The 16,647-nt window shown below is 58.7% G+C and carries 24 protein-coding genes and 1 pseudogene; 22 read left to right on the top strand and 3 right to left on the bottom strand.

Annotation, left to right across the window (positions count from 1 at the left end):
* Positions 1-4 precede the first annotated feature (4 nt).
* Genes trbL through FQ320_RS17475 form a run of 5 tightly spaced genes read left to right on the top strand, consistent with a single transcriptional unit; the run spans position 5 to position 4,433 of the window.
* Positions 5-1,321 carry a P-type conjugative transfer protein TrbL gene (gene trbL / locus FQ320_RS17495; RefSeq protein WP_148474574.1) on the top strand — a complete coding sequence of 439 codons (1,317 nt, stop codon included), beginning with the start codon at positions 5-7 and terminating at the stop codon, positions 1,319-1,321.
* Positions 1,321-2,004, top strand: a complete 684-nt coding sequence (trbF, locus tag FQ320_RS17490) for a conjugal transfer protein TrbF (RefSeq protein ID WP_148474572.1) — start codon at positions 1,321-1,323, stop codon at positions 2,002-2,004. The genes trbL and trbF overlap by 1 nt, the downstream gene beginning before the upstream one ends.
* Positions 2,001-2,987 carry a P-type conjugative transfer protein TrbG gene (gene trbG / locus FQ320_RS17485; protein WP_148474570.1) on the top strand — a complete coding sequence of 329 codons (987 nt, stop codon included), beginning with the start codon at positions 2,001-2,003 and terminating at the stop codon, positions 2,985-2,987. The genes trbF and trbG overlap by 4 nt, the downstream gene beginning before the upstream one ends.
* The gene (locus FQ320_RS17480) at positions 2,977-4,176 is read left to right on the top strand and encodes a TrbI/VirB10 family protein (protein ID WP_148474568.1); all 1,200 of its coding nucleotides are present in this window, start codon (positions 2,977-2,979) and stop codon (positions 4,174-4,176) included. The genes trbG and FQ320_RS17480 overlap by 11 nt, the downstream gene beginning before the upstream one ends.
* Complete coding sequence (locus FQ320_RS17475) at positions 4,176-4,433, top strand: DUF2274 domain-containing protein (RefSeq protein ID WP_148474566.1); 258 nt, start codon at positions 4,176-4,178, stop codon at positions 4,431-4,433. Before FQ320_RS17480 ends, FQ320_RS17475 begins: the two co-directional genes overlap by 1 nt.
* Here FQ320_RS17475 and FQ320_RS17470 read toward each other — a convergent pair.
* Both FQ320_RS17470 and FQ320_RS26510 read right to left on the bottom strand, forming a co-directional pair.
* Entirely contained in the window at positions 4,411-5,127 is a 717-nt protein-coding gene (locus FQ320_RS17470) for a LysR family substrate-binding domain-containing protein (protein ID WP_255509588.1), read from the bottom strand. The two genes, FQ320_RS17475 and FQ320_RS17470, sit on opposite strands and share 23 nt — an antisense overlap.
* 39 nt (positions 5,128-5,166) lie before the next feature.
* Positions 5,167-5,346 (bottom strand): annotated as a pseudogene (locus tag FQ320_RS26510) (LysR family transcriptional regulator); the annotation flags it as partial.
* A gap of 312 nt (positions 5,347-5,658) precedes the next feature.
* Here FQ320_RS26510 and FQ320_RS17465 point away from each other — a divergent pair.
* The 16 genes from FQ320_RS17465 to FQ320_RS17400 all read left to right on the top strand — a co-directional run bounded on the left by FQ320_RS17465 (position 5,659) and on the right by FQ320_RS17400 (position 14,497).
* Positions 5,659-5,997, top strand: coding sequence for a helix-turn-helix transcriptional regulator (locus tag FQ320_RS17465; RefSeq protein WP_148474562.1), 339 nt, complete (start codon positions 5,659-5,661; stop codon positions 5,995-5,997).
* Positions 5,994-6,377, top strand: coding sequence for a hypothetical protein (locus FQ320_RS17460; RefSeq protein WP_148474560.1), 384 nt, complete (start codon positions 5,994-5,996; stop codon positions 6,375-6,377). Before FQ320_RS17465 ends, FQ320_RS17460 begins: the two co-directional genes overlap by 4 nt.
* Before the next feature lie 54 nt (positions 6,378-6,431).
* Entirely contained in the window at positions 6,432-6,854 is a 423-nt protein-coding gene (locus FQ320_RS17455) for a cupin domain-containing protein (protein WP_222861629.1), read from the top strand.
* A 38-nt stretch (positions 6,855-6,892) separates the two neighbouring features.
* Entirely contained in the window at positions 6,893-7,303 is a 411-nt protein-coding gene (locus FQ320_RS17450) for an SRPBCC family protein (protein ID WP_187393942.1), read from the top strand.
* Positions 7,304-7,394: 91 nt separating this feature from the next.
* On the top strand, positions 7,395-7,802 hold the full coding sequence (locus tag FQ320_RS26875; RefSeq protein WP_222861628.1) for a DUF6463 family protein: 408 nt from the start codon (positions 7,395-7,397) through the stop codon (positions 7,800-7,802).
* A 312-nt stretch (positions 7,803-8,114) separates the two neighbouring features.
* Positions 8,115-8,735 (top strand): GNAT family N-acetyltransferase, encoded by a 621-nt coding sequence (locus tag FQ320_RS17445; protein ID WP_148474556.1) that lies wholly within the window; start codon positions 8,115-8,117, stop codon positions 8,733-8,735.
* Between the two features lie 18 nt (positions 8,736-8,753).
* On the top strand, positions 8,754-9,170 hold the full coding sequence (gene arr, locus FQ320_RS17440; protein ID WP_148474554.1) for an NAD(+)--rifampin ADP-ribosyltransferase: 417 nt from the start codon (positions 8,754-8,756) through the stop codon (positions 9,168-9,170).
* Between the two features lie 87 nt (positions 9,171-9,257).
* Positions 9,258-9,647 (top strand): hypothetical protein, encoded by a 390-nt coding sequence (locus FQ320_RS17435; RefSeq protein ID WP_148474552.1) that lies wholly within the window; start codon positions 9,258-9,260, stop codon positions 9,645-9,647.
* 204 nt (positions 9,648-9,851) lie between these two features.
* Positions 9,852-10,505 carry a TetR/AcrR family transcriptional regulator gene (locus tag FQ320_RS17430; protein WP_148474550.1) on the top strand — a complete coding sequence of 218 codons (654 nt, stop codon included), beginning with the start codon at positions 9,852-9,854 and terminating at the stop codon, positions 10,503-10,505.
* Positions 10,502-10,906 carry a DUF1761 domain-containing protein gene (locus FQ320_RS17425; RefSeq protein WP_148474548.1) on the top strand — a complete coding sequence of 135 codons (405 nt, stop codon included), beginning with the start codon at positions 10,502-10,504 and terminating at the stop codon, positions 10,904-10,906. The genes FQ320_RS17430 and FQ320_RS17425 overlap by 4 nt, the downstream gene beginning before the upstream one ends.
* A gap of 80 nt (positions 10,907-10,986) precedes the next feature.
* Positions 10,987-11,823 (top strand): alpha/beta fold hydrolase, encoded by an 837-nt coding sequence (locus FQ320_RS17420; RefSeq protein ID WP_148474546.1) that lies wholly within the window; start codon positions 10,987-10,989, stop codon positions 11,821-11,823.
* 163 nt (positions 11,824-11,986) lie between these two features.
* The gene (locus tag FQ320_RS17415; protein WP_148474544.1) at positions 11,987-12,490 is read left to right on the top strand and encodes a GyrI-like domain-containing protein; all 504 of its coding nucleotides are present in this window, start codon (positions 11,987-11,989) and stop codon (positions 12,488-12,490) included.
* Positions 12,491-12,740: 250 nt separating this feature from the next.
* The gene (locus tag FQ320_RS25740) at positions 12,741-12,884 is read left to right on the top strand and encodes a hypothetical protein (protein WP_187393941.1); all 144 of its coding nucleotides are present in this window, start codon (positions 12,741-12,743) and stop codon (positions 12,882-12,884) included.
* Positions 12,885-12,973: 89 nt separating this feature from the next.
* Positions 12,974-13,618, top strand: a complete 645-nt coding sequence (locus FQ320_RS17410) for a dihydrofolate reductase family protein (protein WP_148474542.1) — start codon at positions 12,974-12,976, stop codon at positions 13,616-13,618.
* 59 nt (positions 13,619-13,677) lie between these two features.
* Entirely contained in the window at positions 13,678-14,070 is a 393-nt protein-coding gene (locus tag FQ320_RS17405; protein WP_148474540.1) for a VOC family protein, read from the top strand.
* 4 nt (positions 14,071-14,074) lie between these two features.
* Complete coding sequence (locus FQ320_RS17400; protein WP_148474538.1) at positions 14,075-14,497, top strand: GFA family protein; 423 nt, start codon at positions 14,075-14,077, stop codon at positions 14,495-14,497.
* Positions 14,498-14,563: 66 nt separating this feature from the next.
* On the opposite strand, the gene FQ320_RS17395 is transcribed toward FQ320_RS17400, so the two are convergent.
* On the bottom strand, positions 14,564-15,157 hold the full coding sequence (locus FQ320_RS17395; RefSeq protein WP_187393940.1) for a TetR/AcrR family transcriptional regulator: 594 nt from the start codon (positions 15,155-15,157) through the stop codon (positions 14,564-14,566).
* A gap of 184 nt (positions 15,158-15,341) precedes the next feature.
* Between FQ320_RS17395 and FQ320_RS17390 the strand changes: the two genes are divergently transcribed.
* Positions 15,342-16,178, top strand: a complete 837-nt coding sequence (locus FQ320_RS17390) for an NAD(P)H-binding protein (protein WP_148474534.1) — start codon at positions 15,342-15,344, stop codon at positions 16,176-16,178.
* Positions 16,179-16,647 lie beyond the last annotated feature (469 nt).

Raw genomic sequence — 16,647 nt, 5'->3', positions numbered from 1 at the left:
CATCATGGGCGGCACCGGCGTCATCGATCGTTTTCTGGAAGTCTTCACCCGCTACATCGACAGTGGTTTCGGTTTGCTCGGCGGTGAGGTCGCGTTTTTGGCCACCACGTTGATCGTCATCGATGTGACCTTGGCGGCGCTATTCTGGGCCTGGGGTGCAGACGACGACATCCTCGCGAGGCTCGTCAAGAAGACGCTCTTCATCGGCATCTTCGCCTATATCATCTCCAACTGGAATTTCCTGGCCCGGATCGTCTTCGAGAGTTTCGCGGGGCTCGGCCTGCAGGCGACTGGCACCGGATTCACCACGGCCGACCTGCTGCGCCCGGGCCGGGTTGCGCAGGTCGGTCTCGATGCCGGACGTCCGATCCTCGACTCCATCTCCGATCTGATGGGCTATGTCAGCTTCTTCGAGAACTTCATCCAGATCATCGTGCTGATGTTCGCCTGGGCCATGGTGCTGCTTGCCTTCTTCCTCCTGGCCATCCAGCTCTTCATCACGCTGATCGAGTTCAAGCTGACGACGCTTGCGGGCTTCGTGCTCATCCCGTTCGGCCTCTTCGGCAAGACCGCGTTTCTGGCTGAACGCGTGCTCGGCAATGTCGTCTCCTCCGGCGTCAAAATACTCGTACTCGCCGTCATCATCGGTATCGGCTCGACGCTTTTCGCCGAGTTCACCGCAGGCTTTGGCGGTGAGCAGCCCAATATCGAGGATGCCATGGCGATCGTGCTGGCGGCACTGTCGTTGCTGGGCTTGGGCATCTTCGGTCCCGGCATCGCCAACGGCCTGATCTCCGGCGGCCCGCAACTCGGCGCAGGTGCGGCCATCGGAACCGGGCTGGCAGCCGCCGGCGTGACCGCCGCCGGTGTGGCCGGAACGGGGATGGCGGGAGGTGCCGCGGCTCGCGGTGTGGTCGCAGGCGCGCGCGGCGGCGCGGCGATGACAGGCGGAACCTCTGCCGCCTATAGCCTCGGCTCGACCGGAAAGAGCGGTGCCGCCAGTGTGGTGGGCGGGCTGGGCGGGGTTGCCAGAGCCGGTGCCGGTGTTGCGGCAAGTCCCCTGAAGAAGATGGCCGGCGCGATGCGCGACAGCGCACGCGGCGGTGCACGCGCCGCGATCGAGGCGAGCGGCGGGAGCATCAAGGGCGGCGCTGCCGACATGGGCGCGACCAGCCCATCGTCCAGTCAGCCCGCCTGGGCAACCCGGATGAAACGTTCCCAATCCCTCCACCACGGAGCGACCGCCGCCGCGCATGCCGTTCGCTCCGGCGACAGCCACGGCGGCGGTGCGTCCGTCAATCTTTCCGAAAGGGACAGCTGATGTTCAAACGACCCTCCCTCCATTACAGCAAGACGCCGGAGCCCGAGACCCCCTATCAGAAGGCCGCACAGGTCTGGGACGAGCGGATCGGTTCCGCCCGCCTGCAGGCCAAGAACTGGCGCTTGATGGCCTTCGGTGCATTGTTCCTAGCTGCTGGGCTCGCTGGCGGTCTCGTCTGGCAATCGGCGCGCGGCACGATCCAGCCGTGGGTCGTGGAGGTCGACGCTCTGGGAGAAGCACAAACGGTCGCGCCAGCCACTGCCGATTACCGCCCTACCGATCCACAGATCGCCTTCCATCTGGCGCGCTTTATCGAACAGGTCCGCTCAATCGCCGCCGACCCGGTGATCGTGCGCCAGAACTGGCTCCGCGCCTATGACTTCACCACCGACCGCGGCGCGCTCGCGCTCAATGATTATGCGCGCGCCAATGATCCCTTCGCCAAGGTCGGCGAGACACAGATCTCCGTCGATGTCTCCAGCGTCATCCGCGCCTCACCTGACAGTTTCCGCATCGCCTGGACCGAGCGGCGCTATCAGGACGGCAGTCTCGCAGGCACGGAACGCTGGACCGCGATCCTGACAATTTCGGTCCAGCCACCGCGGACCGCCGAGCGGCTCCGCCAGAATCCGCTCGGCATCTACGTCCATGCCATAAACTGGTCACGGGAGCTTCAGGAATGAGACATGCATCTCCCACACTCCCGCTCGCCATGGTCACGGCGCTGCTGCTGTCCGGATGTGCGACCTACACGCCGCCGGAGATCAGCTATGACAGCGATGTGCCCTCGCTTCCCGTGCCGCCACCACCCGTGGTCGAAGAGGCCCCCAGACCGGTGCACATACCTCCCGCCTGGACGCCCTCGCGCGGCGGCGATGCGGCAGGCACACCGGAAGCCCGCGTGGTCAACGCCAATGCGGCCGCACGTGTCGAGCCACGCCGCGAAGGCTACTATAACGCGATCCAGGTGTTCCCCTATAGCGAGGGCGCACTATATCAGATCTACGCGTCACCGGGGCAGATCACCAACATTACGCTCGAACCGGGTGAGCAATTGACCGGAGCCGGGCCCATTGCTGCCGGCGACACTGCCCGCTGGATCATCGGCGATACTGAAAGTGGCAATGGGCGCGAGCGGCGCGTCCACATCCTCGTGAAACCGACCCGCCCCGACATCACGACCAACCTCGTCATCAGCACCGACCGGCGCACCTATCTGATCGAACTGCGCGCTGATGAAGACACCTATATGCCCTCGGTCGCCTGGTCCTATCCGCAGATGCGGTCGCAGACACGACCACCTGCTGTCACCCAACCGACCATCCCACCGGCAGCGCAGCGACGGTATCGCTATGGCCTTGAGGGCGGCACACCGCCCTGGCGGCCACAATCGGTGTTCGACGATGGCCGCAGGGTCTACATCGTCTTCCCGCGCGGGATCGTTCAAGGCGAGATGCCGCCGCTCTTCGTCATCAGCGCCGCGGGGGAAACACAGATCGTCAATACCCGCATTTATCAGAACGTCCTCATCGTCGATCAATTGTTTGCGGCGGCCGAGCTGCGCCTTGGCGGGGACAACCAGCAGATGGTCCGCATCGTCCGAACCGATGGCGTGCGTCGTAACCGGACCGTTGCGACACTGGAGGCCCGACACAATGACCGATGAAACTGAAAAACTCGCCCCCGGCGCAGATGCTGACACCACAGCAAGCCGGACGGACAGAACCGATCCGTTTCGGTTGCGGTCTGATCCGCCCCGTGTCGTGCGCCTGTCGCGAAAGGTGCTGGCCGGTCTCGCAATTGTAACCAGCCTCTGCATCGGTGGCGCTCTGATCTTCGCCCTTCAGGGTCGGCAGGGCATAGACGGCCCGAACGAATTGTTCACCACCGAAAACCGACCGACGGCCGACGAGTTGCGCCGCCTGCCATCCGACTACAGCGGTATCCCGCAACTTGGACCGGCGCTCCCTGGCGATCTCGGTCGCCCGATCCGACGCGCGCAGGAAGAGGGCCGCCCCGTGCCCGCCACGGTCGTTCCCGGGCCCGATCCGGAAGAACAACTAAGGCTGGCGGAAATGGAGGCCGCGCGAACCAGCGAGCTGTTCTTCAACGCCCAAGGCGGTCGAACACCACCGATACCGACCAGCACTGGTGTCGATCTCGCGGGAGGATATCCGCCAGCGTTTCCGGGAGAGCAGCGCGGCCCAAGCGCGCGGGAACAACAGTTGGCATTCCTCAATGCCCCGGTAGATCGCCGTATCGTTTCACCCGACCGCGTCTCTCCACCCGCTTCTCCCTACGTGCTTCAGGCCGGCGCGGTCATTCCAGCTGCCCTCGTCACCGGCATTCGCTCCGATCTACCGGGCCAGATCACAGCCCAGGTCACGCAGAACGTCTATGACAGCCCATCCGGGCGCTATCTGCTCCTGCCGCAAGGCACACGTCTCATTGGCGAATATGACAATGGGGTGGGCTTCGGTCAGCGTCGCGTCTTGCTGGTCTGGAACCGTCTCATCCTGCCCAATGGCCACTCGATCGTGCTCGAACGACTGCCGGGCGCGGATGGCGGCGGCTATGCCGGGCTTGAGGATGGCGTCGACCATCATTGGTGGGATCTCGCCAAAGCCGCCGCACTGTCGTCCTTGCTGAACATCGGGGCGGAACTCGCCACCGATGACAGCAACGAGATCGCCGCAGCCATCCGCGACGGCGCGCAGGACACGATCGGCGATGCCGGCGAGGAGATCGTGCGCCGCCAGGTCGGGCGCGCGCCGACGCTCACCATTCGTCCGGGTTTCCCGGTGCGCGTCATCGTGACCCGCGATCTGATCCTCGAACCACAAAGGGGTCTGTAATGACCAAGCTGAAACTTGGCGCTCTTGTCGACGACAAACCGGTGAAGGTGACAGTCGAATTGGCTGCCGCCGTGCACCGTGATCTCGTCGCCTATGCCGAAGTGCTGGGCCTTGAAACCGGACAACCGGTCAAAGAACCGGCCAAATTGATCGCGCCCATGGTCGAGCGGTTCATGGCGACCGATCGCGGCTTTGCCAAGGCGCGCCAAACACCTGCCACACGGACCGGTGCGTCTACGCCATCGGCCCCGCAGTAAGAGTGCTAGTTGTGCTGTCACATCGGCCAGCGCGCCGCGCCATCACCCTCGCCAAGCTGAGCAATCGGCGCAGGGCCGGATTGTCATTCTGCGGCGCCCAGACTGCGCAGAACGGCAGTACTTCCCCAGATAGCAACCTGTAGACGACGCCCGGAAACGATGTGCCCGTCGTCGCCTCACTGGTCAGTGTGAGACCCTTTCCAAAGGACACGAGCTGCATCAGATTGTCACGTCCGACCGCGCAATATTCGACACTTGGGCGGTGACCAAGCCGCGCCAGATGTTTGACCAGATAGTCGTGTATCTCGGGACCGGGATCCATCCTGCTGACGATAAAGCGCCTTTCGTACAGATCCTGCCAGCCGATCTCGGCCTTTCTGGCCAAATCATCGGCTTCAGGCAGAACGACATAGACCCGTTCGGTCCAAAGATGCTCGCTGTCACAATAGGGTGGCGCCGCCGTGCAGGTCAGAAAGGCAATATCGAGTTGATAATGGCGGATCGCCGCGATGTGTTCCGCCGGTGCCCCTTCGACGAACTCGAGGCGGACACTAGCGTTCTGGTGCTCATAGGCGCGCAAGAGGTTGGCGAGAAACCCGGATGACAGGGAAGAGAATATGCCGAAACGGATCATGCCGACACTGCCGGATCCGAACGAGTCGGCCAGTTTTGCGGCGCGATCGATCTGGCCCATCGCCCGCCTGGCGTGATCGAGAAAATTTCGGCCAGCATAGGTCAATTCAACTCCGCCCGAATGGCGGTTGAACAATGAGGTTCCAAGCTCGTCTTCGAGATTGCGAATGCGCCGACTGATCGCGGATTGATGAACTCCGATAGCACTTGCTGCGCGCCGGAAACTGTGATGCTCCGCGGCCGCTATAACGTATCGCAGATGTCTCAGTTCAAGAACCACCCTATCTGCACCTTTTCCGTCACATATCTTCTCTCAGCCGCGTATGGCTTTCTTGGATCACTGCCCCTCATACCCTCTGAGCCAGGCGCGAAGGGAGCGAGTGGTCAGAGCGATTTCAGGCTTGACCTATATTCATCCATAAGTATGAATATATCATGCGACAGTCAAGATCGTTGGCGGCAAGCCGTGCCATCTGGATGACCGTGACCGAGGTGGATGGTGAAATCGCAGCAGCGCGACTGACGGTTGTGACGCAGATTAAAGCTAGAAAGGTAGCTACGAGACCATGAAACGATCACGAGGCGTGACGACATGAACCTCAAGGAAGGATCGCTGGACCAGACCTTCATCGCTCTGGCTGATCCGACGCGGCGCGCCATCCTAGCGCGGCTGAATGAGGGTGAGGCGCGCGTCACCGAGATCGCGGAGCCGTTTCCCATCTCGCTGAACTCGGTCTCCAAGCACATCCGCCTGTTAGAACGTGCCGAACTGGTCAAGCGCGAGAGGGTCGGCCGGGAGCATGTTTTGTCGCTCAATCCGAACGGGCTCGACGAAGTCGCTGCGTGGATCGAGGAAACAAAGTCGTTCTGGCTCACACGCTTTGCAGCCCTCGATGCCCTCCTCAAAAAGAAGAAGGCGGAAGGCACATGACGGTCAACATGATATCCTTTCCACGAGTTCTTGAAACCCGCTGGATGAAATCAGCCTTCACGACCGTTCTCATGCTGTTGGCGGGATTGGCGCTCGTGGGAGCCACTGCACCTGATTCAACCCGGATCGATCGCGCCCGCGCGAACTATGAAGCCTTGTTGCAAGGACGAATTCAGCTTGGCCAACTTACGCCGCAGGACCTTCGAGACATCCTGGTTCTCGACAGAGCTCTCCGGGCGAGAGACGACGGGTCACGATCTCAACGTTGCGTGGACGAGGAAGTTGAACGCTTTGGCGGGTCACCCAGTCGTCTGGCATGGCGGGTGATCGATCTCAAATGCCGCGAGATCGGAGGATCTTCGGTGATGCCTGATGATTGATTTGCGAAAGGTTAGCGGAAGACGGTCTGCGGACCATGAAGGGAGGTGCCGGACATGAACACACTACAAACCGGAAAACCGGTTGTCCTCGACGCGAACGAGGGGCGTTCGTACGACATGGGCCGCATCACGGCGATCTTCAAAGCCGATGGCGAAGAGACAGCCAACCAGTGTTCGGTCTCCGAATGGTGGATGGAGGCGAATACGAAAGGTGTCGGGGCGCATTCCCACGACCACGGGAACGAAATTTTCTATGTGCTTGACGGCACGATGAGCTTTCTCGTCGGCGATGCTTGGCGCGACGCGAACAAGGGCAGCTTCATCTTCGTCCCGGCGGGCGTTCAGCATGATTTCGAAAACCGGAGCCAGGACCGCGCCGGTGTCCTGAATATCTTTGCCCCGGGCGCGTTCGAGGCGAATATGCCCAAGATCGTTGAGTGGTTCGCTGAGCATCCCCCAGAAGATGCGATCCGGTAGATAGCCGTATGATTGCCGACCCGCATAGATCAGCTCATGTGACCTACTTCTTCGACGCCGCACCCGAAGACGTGTTCGACGCGTGGCTCGATCCCGACCTCATCGCACAGTGGATGTTTGACCCCGGCTACCGCGAACAGCGCGCCGAGGATATCCAGCTTGACGCGCGGGTCGGTGGCAGCTTCACATTCAAGCTGTCGCGCGACGGTTCGCCCGTCATCTATACGGGGACCTTCGTCGAGATCTCCCGACCCGCACGTCTTGTCCTGACCTGGCAGGTGGTCGGGCGCGACCGCGATACGGTCGTAGACGTCACCATAGAGCCGCGGGACGGCGGGACGTTTCTCACGCTTGTACATAGGCTTGGCGTGGTGCCCGACCGCATCGTCGAGGAAGTGGAGCAAGACTGGAGTGCAGACTTTACCAGCCTTGCAAGGCTGTTGAACTAAAAACTGGCAGGCTCTTCAGCAGACGAAGGAATGGATGGATGACTGAAAATTGTCTTGGGATTGAAGCTGTCGATGCGGAGAGACACGCATAATGTACAGAGTGTCATGCTTCGCCCTGATAGCATTGGGTGTGCTTCATTTCCTCGTTCTTGGCAGCGATGCTGCTAACTATGCCTTGGGCTGGGGTCGAGGAGCACTGTGGACCTTTGATCATTGGCTGCCTGTTGCTCAACAGTCACCTCCGCTTATGCTCAGCGGCTTCGCCTTCTGGTCCACCTTTGGAAGTTTCGCCTGGCCTTTCATCTGCCTCGGCTACCTTCTGGTCTGGATCGACAATCGAGGATTGCCCGCACCGCGCGCCGTTATCTTCGCAATAGTTGGCTGGTCCGTGACTGGCACCCTCCTGATGCCGCCGAGCGGATTCCCTCTCGCGCTTCTCATCTCTCTAGGACTTCTGGCTCGACGCAAGGCGCCTTGTCGGCGAGGAGGTGCAACCTGACTTGTCAACTATATGAGGCGTTGTCGATGGCCCCGCTTCCTTGGCAGAAGGTCGAAAGCGGGCGCAGTACCTTGGTGAACGCCCCTTTTGAGCAACGCGGGCGCGACGCGCCGTTTGTACTCGTTCATCGGCTTGGCGAGGCTCCTGACCGCAACGTCAAGGACGTCGAACACCACTCGAGTGCAGACTTTGTGGACCTCACCAAGGCCGTTTACGTGGGACGCGCATTCAACTCTACAAGGCTTGAACGGCGGCCGTCTCATTGTCCAAGGCCTTTCGAACTGTAATAAAATTCTTCACGAGACAAAACCCATGCTCATCTCTACTCCCAGGATTATACTTCGAGACTTCGAACTAGCCGATCAATCAGCCTTTGTCGGCTATCAGATGGACCCTCGATACCTTCGCCTTTACGATCTTGAAGAGGATCTCGACCGAGCAAGGAGCCTTTTCAATCTTTTCATGGATTGGCAGTCTGAAGTTCATCGAAGAAATTTTCAGCTGGGAATCTTCGATACCATCACAGATCGCTTGATTGGGTGTGCAGGCCTGCGGGTGCGGCTGGAAGATCCAGGAACGGCTGTGGTTGGGATTGAGCTCGCTCCATCTGATTGGGGACGCTACCGCGTTGCCCTGGACGCGGCGGCATGTCTGGTCGAGTTCGGGTTCGATAGTCTGAATCTGGACCAGGTTGTTGGCGAGACCGCCAGCGGTAATGAAAGGGTTGAGAAGATTTCCCGCTGGTTTGGCGCGCAGATTGTTGCCGAGCGCGAAGGTCCGCGGTGGATGGACGCGCGTGGATGGCACGAAGTGGTTTGGGCGCTTACGCGCGCTGATTGGCAACGTTCCCAGCGACGGCAATGGTTCAACCAATCTTGGCACCAACACCATATTGTCACGGTCAACTCAGTGGCTGATCACGGCGACGCTTGAGACACAAGGAAACGGATTATGTCAAACGCTCCAAACGTATTTGCACAGACATACTTTCATGGAACCAAGGCCAACCTGAAAATCGGAGACCTCATTCAGGTAGGCTATCAGTCAAACTTTGCGGATACACAGCCACTGTCGTGGGTGTATTTCACGTCTACAATGGATACTGCAATCTGGGGCGCGGAACTTTCAGCTGGCGATGCACCAGAGCGAATTTACCTAGTTGAGCCGACTGGGTCCATCGTCGACGACCCTAACCTTACGGACAAGAAATTTCCCGGCAATCCGTCAATGTCCTACCGCTCGCGTGAACCCCTCAGGGTCATTGCTGAAGTGACGAAGTGGCAGGGACACACGCCCGAACAAGTCAAAAGCATGAAGGACGGGCTCGCCCGCATGAAAGCGGAAGGCACTGGCGAAATCATCGACTAGGTGATTCACCCCGGTGCGAACCAGACAGTTGCCATTGTTTTCTAACGGCTTGCCTGACCGAATGGCGCAGCACCGGACGGACCTTTATTGAAACGAGAAGTGGCCGCAGAGGTGATGGATATGGTGAGAGATGCCGTACACGAAATGAAAGCCCGCATGCGGCTCGACCTACGCAATTCCAGGAAGGCCAGTCGGACGGATGAAGCCAAGTTAATCGGTGCACTTTTGGCAGCGATCGATAATGCCGAAGCTCCGCCGATACGGGCGGACGCCGAGTCGAAAGATCGACATAGCTTCTTTGAACGATCGTCTGAGATCGAGCGACTGACTTTAGATCCGGAGCAGTTGCACGCGATCCTATTGACTGAAATCCAAGAGAGAGACATTGCCGCTGACGAAATGGAACGCGTTGGCAGGCCAGATCTTGGCGAACGGCTGCGCGCCGATGCATTGTTCGCAAAACGCTACATCGAGTGACGAAAAATCTGCAAACGATCTCCACTTGGCAATCGGCGTACGATGACCGCTACTGACAAGGCCGGAATGCTTCATAGCAATCGGCTCGTATCTGAGGGTCGGGTAGCCTCGGCAAATGCACTTCCAAAACGCCTGAACAGCTTGGCAATTAACACGATCAGTGAGTGATTGACACATCGCCATACCGATCGGTATGGTGATGGCATGACAGCGAATGAAACTGATACCACACCCAAACTCTCCTCCCGCGAAAAACTTCTTCTCGCGGCGATCAAACTTGTGCGCGAGCGCGGCTTTGCAGCCACGTCGGTCGAAGATCTGTGTCGCGCTGCGGGAGTTACGAAAGGATCGTTCTTTCACCACTTCGCGACCAAGGAAGAGTTGGGTATTGTGGCAACACACCGCTGGGGCGCACTGGCCTCCGAGATATTCGCCGCAATCCCATGGCGTGACCCGGTCGACCCGGTCGATCGAATCTTGGCCTATCTCGAACTGCGGAGATCTCTCCTTGTTGGTGAGATCGCTGAGTTTACCTGTTTTGCCGGCACACTCGTGCAAGAAGCCCACTCGACAAGCGATGCGATCCGCCGAGCCTGTGACGAAATCATTACAGATGGTGCGCGGATCATCGAGGCCGATCTGGTTGAGGCGTTTCGCGCCCATGGCCTGGGTGACGAAGACGATGCCACCAGCCTGGCTTTGCATGTGCAAGCCGTAATCCAAGGGGCCCTTGTCATGGCAAAAGCCAAAGGCACAGCTGATGTCGCGATCGGGAGCGTTGACCACCTGCGCCGCTACATCGAATTGCTCTTCTCTCGGAATGATACTGAATTTCGTGCAGAAGTAGATCAACCATGACGATCTGGCTTGGGAGCGTGTTGGCCGGCGCGGTATTGGCTTTCGTTGTCGGAGCCCTTTGGTACGGATTACTTTTCGGCGGGGCTGCCGCGTCACTAAGCCCCGCCTACGCTGAAGCCGCGACACCACAGGCGTCGACGGTCGCTTTTGAGGCACTGCGCTGCTTAGGAGTGGCAGCGGGACTGGCGATCCTGATCCGCTGGACGGGGATCGACAGCCTGTCCCATGCCCTTCTCCTTGCCTTCCTTGTCTGGGCCGGGTTCCAAGCGGCAGGCCTTGCAGGCGCAGTCGTCCACGAGGGCTACCCGGCGAAGCTCTACGCAATCCACACAGGAGACGCGTTGGTCAAGGCAGTCGTGGTCAGCCTTTTCATCACCTTCCTCACCACTCGATTCGGCTGAACCGAAATGCTGGCGACTATTGGAACTTACAGATCCCTCTGCGTAGCCACTAGCGCGACGCGCCTTGTTAGGAGAAACCCATGCCCGAACAAGTAATCTCTAGAGACGGAACCCCCATCGCTTTCGAGCGCAGCGGGAGCGGCCACGCCATAATCCTCATCGGAGGCATTCTGAGCGACCGCGGCGGGATGGCGGCGCTGAGCGAGGCGCTGACGGACCACTTCACGACCATGGCGATCGACCGGCGCGGACGCGGCGATAGCGGCGACGGGAAGTCCTACGCCGTCAAGAAGGAAATCGAGGACATTGCCGCGCTGATAGAGGCCTTAGGCAACCGCCCAACGCTTTTCGGCCATTCGTCTGGAGCTGCGTTGGCATTGCATGCCGCCGCCACTGGCCTGCCAATCAACAGCCTCATTCTCTACGAGCCGCCGTTCTCGTCAGAGGATGCGCCTGAGGCCGAAGATACCTATGTTGCAGAGGTTGAAGGTCATCTGCACGCTGGTCGTCACGCCGAAGCAATCAAAGCCTTCTTAGCTGCATCGGGGGTGCCTGACGAAATGGCGGCAGCGATGGCTGCCGACCCTGCACGGTTGCGCTCTGCCCCCAGCATGGCAAATGACCTCGATCTCATGGGCGTGTCGACTGGCGGCAGACTGCCTGCGGATATTGCGCGAAGGGTCCCAGTGCCGACACTGCTTCTGACCGGCGACCAGAGCCCCGTGTTCTTTCAGGAAACTGCCCACCGTCTGGGCCAATTGATCCCAGACGCGCGCGTTGCCGTCCTCACCGGCGCGGACCACTCGGCCGCGCCTCAGATCGTCGCGCCAGCAGTGGCGACCTTTCTGATCGAGATGCATCAGGACAGGGTCACGATAGCCCGAAAGACGGAAGAACATTTGTCAGGAGAAGGCTAATAGTAACCATCACCAACTTCGAAAATTCGCCCGATCGCGACACGGGTTTAACAGGAAACATGCACGTGCCCGGTGCAGTAAAGGAAGTGAATGGCATGTACACCGCCGCAAAAGTTTGTGGCGACCTGAAATCATAAACTCCCAAAACTGAAGAGGAAAATTAATGCTAACCGTTCCTAGGATTGTTGACCGCCCTGCGGTAACCTACGTCGCGCTCAAGGCGGACGTCACTCTTCCATTCGACGATCAGATCCCCGCAATTCTGAAACGCCTTTTCTTACACGTCGAGAATAACCAGCTGAAAGAAGCCGGGCCAGTTTTCTTCAAGCATAATGTAATCAACATGCCCGATATTGAGATGGAATTCGGAGTGCCGGTCGACCACGCTATCGCGCCTTTTAAGGACTTCACGAGCGGCGTTCTTCCGGCGGGCCGATATGCTGAAACCACATATTTTGGGCCCTATGAGAATCTATTGACGGTAAATGGCGTCCTCATCGGGTGGGCCCGTCAGGCTGGTCTTATCTTCGATTCCGAACATAACGATGGCGGCGAGTGGTTCGAAAATCGTCTAGAAATTTATCATAATAGTCCTGACGAAGAGCCAGATCCGCAAAAGCTGCAAACCACCGTAACGATCAAACTACGGGATAATATTTGTCACTGATTGCCCGTCATTGGTTCGTCCCACGCTCAAATCGTTACCAGAGCTTCGCGTCGGCGATTGGGAGGTGTGGCTATGGGAGCTTGGCGCTCAGACTCGGCTAGATTTTTTGACCCTCCGCTTGAATGGAGAAGGAAAGATGCTTGCAAGGCCAATTTCGAGACAGTCACCCTGTTCGCCGATAACTTCGCGTCTTGCCTGGAAACTTTTGTCGTCCCTCAGCCTGCCGATGGTTTTTGAGGAGGTGTCAGCAATGCTCGAATTTGGCGGCATCAAGATCAATCTGTTGGTCATCTCAGAAGCCAATGCGCTTGTAAGACTGCAATCAGCGCCGAGCAAAATTGCGGCCTGCCTACAAGCTGGTGTTCGCCCCACAGTTGGCGGAATTCAATGCTGATCGCGCCCCTTCTTAACGACAAGGCACCTTATGGTGCAATCTGATCAGTCATCTGCCGGGTTCCGCAATGATAACTATGAGAGGTGGTCATGAGAAAGTTAGTGTTAGGGATGTTTGTTTCAGTCGACGGCTTTGTTAGCGGTCCCAACGGGGAGGTCGACTGGATTTTCAAGTCGGGGGACGATTCTACAGACGAATGGATCGTCGAAAATTTGTGGCAGGCAGGCATCATTGCTATGGGTCGCCGCTCTTTCTCTGAAATGGCGGACTACTGGCCCAATGCTAATACGCCTTTTGCCCCACCCATGAACAAGATTCCAAAGGTGGTGTTCACCAAGAATGGCATCGCGGATCAACAAAGCCCTCATGCAACCACTATGGCTTCGACCGAAACTATAAGTGCAAAGGCGTCAACCTACGATGTGACAGAGCCGATAGTCGAGGGTGAAGGCACTTGGTCCAATCCCATTGTGGTGAGTGGAAACCTCTCAGAGGAAGTTGCGCGCCTCAAGGCGCAGCGCGGCAAGGACATCAGGGTTCTCGGGGGTGCCAGTCTTGCCCAGGATCTGGCGGCCCACGGTCTTATTGATGAGTATCAGCTCCTGATTGCTCCAGTTGCACTTGGCAAGGGGGCTCCCCTGTTTTCCGGATTATCAAAACCATTGGACTTGCAACTCGTCAGTGCAAAGACTTTTTCCGGCGGTGCCATCGCGCTGGTTTATCGATCCACTTAAGTTCGCCTCAAAAGGACCATCCTTTTCATTCCGTAGCGGGCCAAATCGGAGGTAAGACGATGAATGTGAGACAGGTATTCGAAACAGTCAATCTGTTCTCGGATAAGTTCGCTGCCTGTCGTGATTTCTATCATTCGGCGCTGGGCCTTACGCTTGTGTTTGACGACAATGTGTCGGCGGTCTTCGAGTTTGGCGGCATTATGGTCAACATCCTCGCGCTATCCGAGGCAGATGAGCTCGTCAGCCCGCAAATTGCCCGCGGCAACACTGCCGGTGTCAGCACCCTCTTCACCCTCCTGGTCGATGATTGCGATCTGTACTGCCAGATGCTGGCGAAGCGCGGTGTGACATTGTTGAACGGTCCTACCGATCGACCTTGGGGCCGCCGAACCGCTGCTTTCGCTGATCCGTCGGGCCATGTATGGGAAGTCGCCCAGAAACTTGCAGCGTGACAGAATGAATAGCGATCCGCGATTGGCGGTTACCGGCAAGCTATGGGGTCAGTGTGTTTGCGGCGCCGTCACCTGTCAGGTCGAAGATGCGTTCGCATACGCGATCAACTGTCACTGCACTGACTGCCGCCGCAAAACGGGCGCTGCTTTCAAGTCGTTCGCTGGCATAGCCGTCGATCGGTTCGCCATCATCAACGGTGCGGCCAAGATCAAACGCTTTGGAGCGACCGATCACGATGGGCATTGCGCCAAGTGCGGCGCGTTCCTTTATTCCATCGTGATGGAGGGCACCTATGCGCACATCAATCTCGGCAGCCTGACCGACACGCCATCGATCCGCCCCTCGTGCCATATCTTTGTCGCCTCCAAGGCACCCTGGTACGAGATCCTGGATGACCTTCCAGTCTTTGCCGGGCACGCGATGTAATGTGTGTCCGCTTTCGAATTGAGCTGGCCCTTCAGTGGTCCAATGACCTGCATATTGCGCTCAATGTCATTCAGCACTTGACCGCCGGTTAGCCGGATTGATGGGCACGCCTGCCGCGCGAGCGAGTTCCGCCAGGGCCATTTCACTGTATCTCGCGACATGGAGATGTCCTTCTTCCGGTGGGCAAAGGATGGCAAAGCGCATCACGGATTCGCCCAGAGCCATCACGAAAAAGGCGGCCTCCTGCACAGCGTCGGGATCTGCATCCGGTGTGACACGCAGAATGTGCCGTGCCAGATGGGCACCGTTCTCGCGGGAACTGCGCAGTTCCAGGGCTTGAAGCTGTTTGTCTGCAGCGATCCCGGACCACACGTCGCGGATCACCGGTTCGGCCAGGAACATTCCGTAGTAGTCATCGATCAAGCCGGCAAACCCGTTTGCGAATGCCTGCCATTCCGTCGCCTTGTCGAGCGCTTCGTCGATACAGTCACGCGTGGCCGCGTGATAGCGCTCGGCGATGGAAGACAGAACAGCCCCCTTGTCCCGAAAGTGCTGATAGAGCGATCCGATCGAGATGCCGCACCGCTGAGCCAATGCGTTCATTTTCAGCGCATCGCTTCCGACCTCCGCAATGATCTGCGCCGCCTCGGCCAGGATCATGGCCTGTCGGTCCCGGCTGCGCTGCTGGACGAGGGTAAGTTGCCCGGTGCCCCGCTCGACTGATGCGTCGTCTTTGTTCACCGCTGGCATAATGTGAGCCTTCCTCATTTTATCTCTTGACCAGAATTATACGAGCATCTATCACATTTGAAAATATGATACTTACTCACTTATGGAGGATCTGATGGAAAAGGCTAAACCGACGGTTCTGGTGATTGGCGGAACCGGGAAAACCGGACGACGGGTGGTTGAACGATTGACGGCACGTGATGTAACAGTTCGCTCCGCCTCCCGCAACGGGGCCTGGCGCTTTGACTGGTCACAGTCGGAGACATGGGGCCCTGCGCTGGCCGGCGCCGATGCTGCCTACATCACCTATGCACCCGATATCGCCCTGCCGGGCGCTGTCGAGGCAATCACCGATTTAATCGAGCGCGCCAAACGGGAAGGCGTGCGGCGACTTGTGCTTCTCTCCGGGCGCGGAGAGCCTGAAGCACAGCGCGCCGAAGCGCGGCTCATGGAGTCCGATACCGCCTGCACAATCATCCGAGCCAGTTGGTTCATGCAAAACTTCTCGGAAAGTGTGTTCCGCGATGGTGTTGCCGCCGGAGAGGTCGTCTTTGCCAACGGAGACGTCCCCGAGCCCTTCATCGATGCCGACGATATCGCCGATGTCGCGGTATCAGCCCTGCTGGACGATGGACACATCGGACAGATCTATGAGGTCACGGGCCCCCGATTGCTCACCTTTCGGGAGGCTGTCGCGGAAATCGCAGTCAGCCTCGCTCGTCCTGTCCTATACGTCGATATGTCGCCCGACGATTACCTCAGCGCACTGCGCAAGGCTCAATTGCCCGACGAAATCATCTCGCTGATGAGTATTCTGGTCAAGGAGGTGCTCGACGGTCGGAATGCCTATGTCACGGATGGCGTTCAGCGCGCGATGGGCCGCCCGCCGCGCGATTTCACTGACTTTGCGAGGCACTCGATTGCATCAAATGCTTGGGACAATGGTTCCTGAACGTTGTCGCTGCCAAGAAACCAATGGGAAGGTTTAACCTAGACATTCTGAGGTGCCCCTTTTGTAGACGCTTTGCCCCCCAACTTTGAGGCAAGGAGGCGCTCGCAGCAGCCTGCATCGACTGGATGCGGCAGCGTCCCGTACTCGAAGTTCTGCATCAATGTCGCGAGGCTGCATGGCAAGTCTTCAATTGAGAGACCTTCGAAGGGCGGCTGAGCAATGCATCAACGTTATTCGCCCCAAACAGGTTGTGATCCTAGGAGGCGTCTATTCAGCGCGACCGGAATTGGTTGACCTGATCGATCTTCGTGAACCGTTACAAGTGGACGACGCTCTTCGTGGAGAAGCGCATCCTGGCGCGCGAGGGCAGCGTGGGCCATGGAAGCGGCAGTGGCATCGAGCCGAAGTCCACCACTTCTAGGACGTTATGCCGACTGAGCGATTTGATCTGGCCTTTGACGGCCCAACG

Origin of the sequence: Oceaniovalibus sp. ACAM 378, from assembly GCF_008085915.1 — a bacterium.
Classification (GTDB): domain Bacteria; phylum Pseudomonadota; class Alphaproteobacteria; order Rhodobacterales; family Rhodobacteraceae; genus Oceaniglobus.
This window is presented reverse-complemented; position numbering and strand designations above follow the sequence as displayed.

What these genes read in the sequence shown, in the direction of transcription:
- trbL (WP_148474574.1), top strand. Translation starts at nt 5, where the DNA reads ATGGGCGGCACCGGCGTCATCGATCGTTTTCTGGAAGTCTTCACCCGC.
- trbF (WP_148474572.1), top strand. Translation starts at nt 1,321, where the DNA reads ATGTTCAAACGACCCTCCCTCCATTACAGCAAGACGCCGGAGCCCGAG.
- trbG (WP_148474570.1), top strand. Translation starts at nt 2,001, where the DNA reads ATGAGACATGCATCTCCCACACTCCCGCTCGCCATGGTCACGGCGCTG.
- FQ320_RS17480 (WP_148474568.1), top strand. Translation starts at nt 2,977, where the DNA reads ATGACCGATGAAACTGAAAAACTCGCCCCCGGCGCAGATGCTGACACC.
- FQ320_RS17475 (WP_148474566.1), top strand. Translation starts at nt 4,176, where the DNA reads ATGACCAAGCTGAAACTTGGCGCTCTTGTCGACGACAAACCGGTGAAG.
- FQ320_RS17470 (WP_255509588.1), bottom strand. Translation starts at nt 5,127, where the DNA reads ATGGGCCAGATCGATCGCGCCGCAAAACTGGCCGACTCGTTCGGATCC.
- FQ320_RS17465 (WP_148474562.1), top strand. Translation starts at nt 5,659, where the DNA reads ATGAACCTCAAGGAAGGATCGCTGGACCAGACCTTCATCGCTCTGGCT.
- FQ320_RS17460 (WP_148474560.1), top strand. Translation starts at nt 5,994, where the DNA reads ATGACGGTCAACATGATATCCTTTCCACGAGTTCTTGAAACCCGCTGG.
- FQ320_RS17455 (WP_222861629.1), top strand. Translation starts at nt 6,432, where the DNA reads ATGAACACACTACAAACCGGAAAACCGGTTGTCCTCGACGCGAACGAG.
- FQ320_RS26875 (WP_222861628.1), top strand. Translation starts at nt 7,395, where the DNA reads ATGTACAGAGTGTCATGCTTCGCCCTGATAGCATTGGGTGTGCTTCAT.
- FQ320_RS17445 (WP_148474556.1), top strand. Translation starts at nt 8,115, where the DNA reads ATGCTCATCTCTACTCCCAGGATTATACTTCGAGACTTCGAACTAGCC.
- arr (WP_148474554.1), top strand. Translation starts at nt 8,754, where the DNA reads ATGTCAAACGCTCCAAACGTATTTGCACAGACATACTTTCATGGAACC.
- FQ320_RS17430 (WP_148474550.1), top strand. Translation starts at nt 9,852, where the DNA reads ATGACAGCGAATGAAACTGATACCACACCCAAACTCTCCTCCCGCGAA.
- FQ320_RS17425 (WP_148474548.1), top strand. Translation starts at nt 10,502, where the DNA reads ATGACGATCTGGCTTGGGAGCGTGTTGGCCGGCGCGGTATTGGCTTTC.
- FQ320_RS17420 (WP_148474546.1), top strand. Translation starts at nt 10,987, where the DNA reads ATGCCCGAACAAGTAATCTCTAGAGACGGAACCCCCATCGCTTTCGAG.
- FQ320_RS17415 (WP_148474544.1), top strand. Translation starts at nt 11,987, where the DNA reads ATGCTAACCGTTCCTAGGATTGTTGACCGCCCTGCGGTAACCTACGTC.
- FQ320_RS25740 (WP_187393941.1), top strand. Translation starts at nt 12,741, where the DNA reads ATGCTCGAATTTGGCGGCATCAAGATCAATCTGTTGGTCATCTCAGAA.
- FQ320_RS17410 (WP_148474542.1), top strand. Translation starts at nt 12,974, where the DNA reads ATGAGAAAGTTAGTGTTAGGGATGTTTGTTTCAGTCGACGGCTTTGTT.
- FQ320_RS17405 (WP_148474540.1), top strand. Translation starts at nt 13,678, where the DNA reads ATGAATGTGAGACAGGTATTCGAAACAGTCAATCTGTTCTCGGATAAG.
- FQ320_RS17400 (WP_148474538.1), top strand. Translation starts at nt 14,075, where the DNA reads ATGAATAGCGATCCGCGATTGGCGGTTACCGGCAAGCTATGGGGTCAG.
- FQ320_RS17395 (WP_187393940.1), bottom strand. Translation starts at nt 15,157, where the DNA reads ATGATCCTGGCCGAGGCGGCGCAGATCATTGCGGAGGTCGGAAGCGAT.
- FQ320_RS17390 (WP_148474534.1), top strand. Translation starts at nt 15,342, where the DNA reads ATGGAAAAGGCTAAACCGACGGTTCTGGTGATTGGCGGAACCGGGAAA.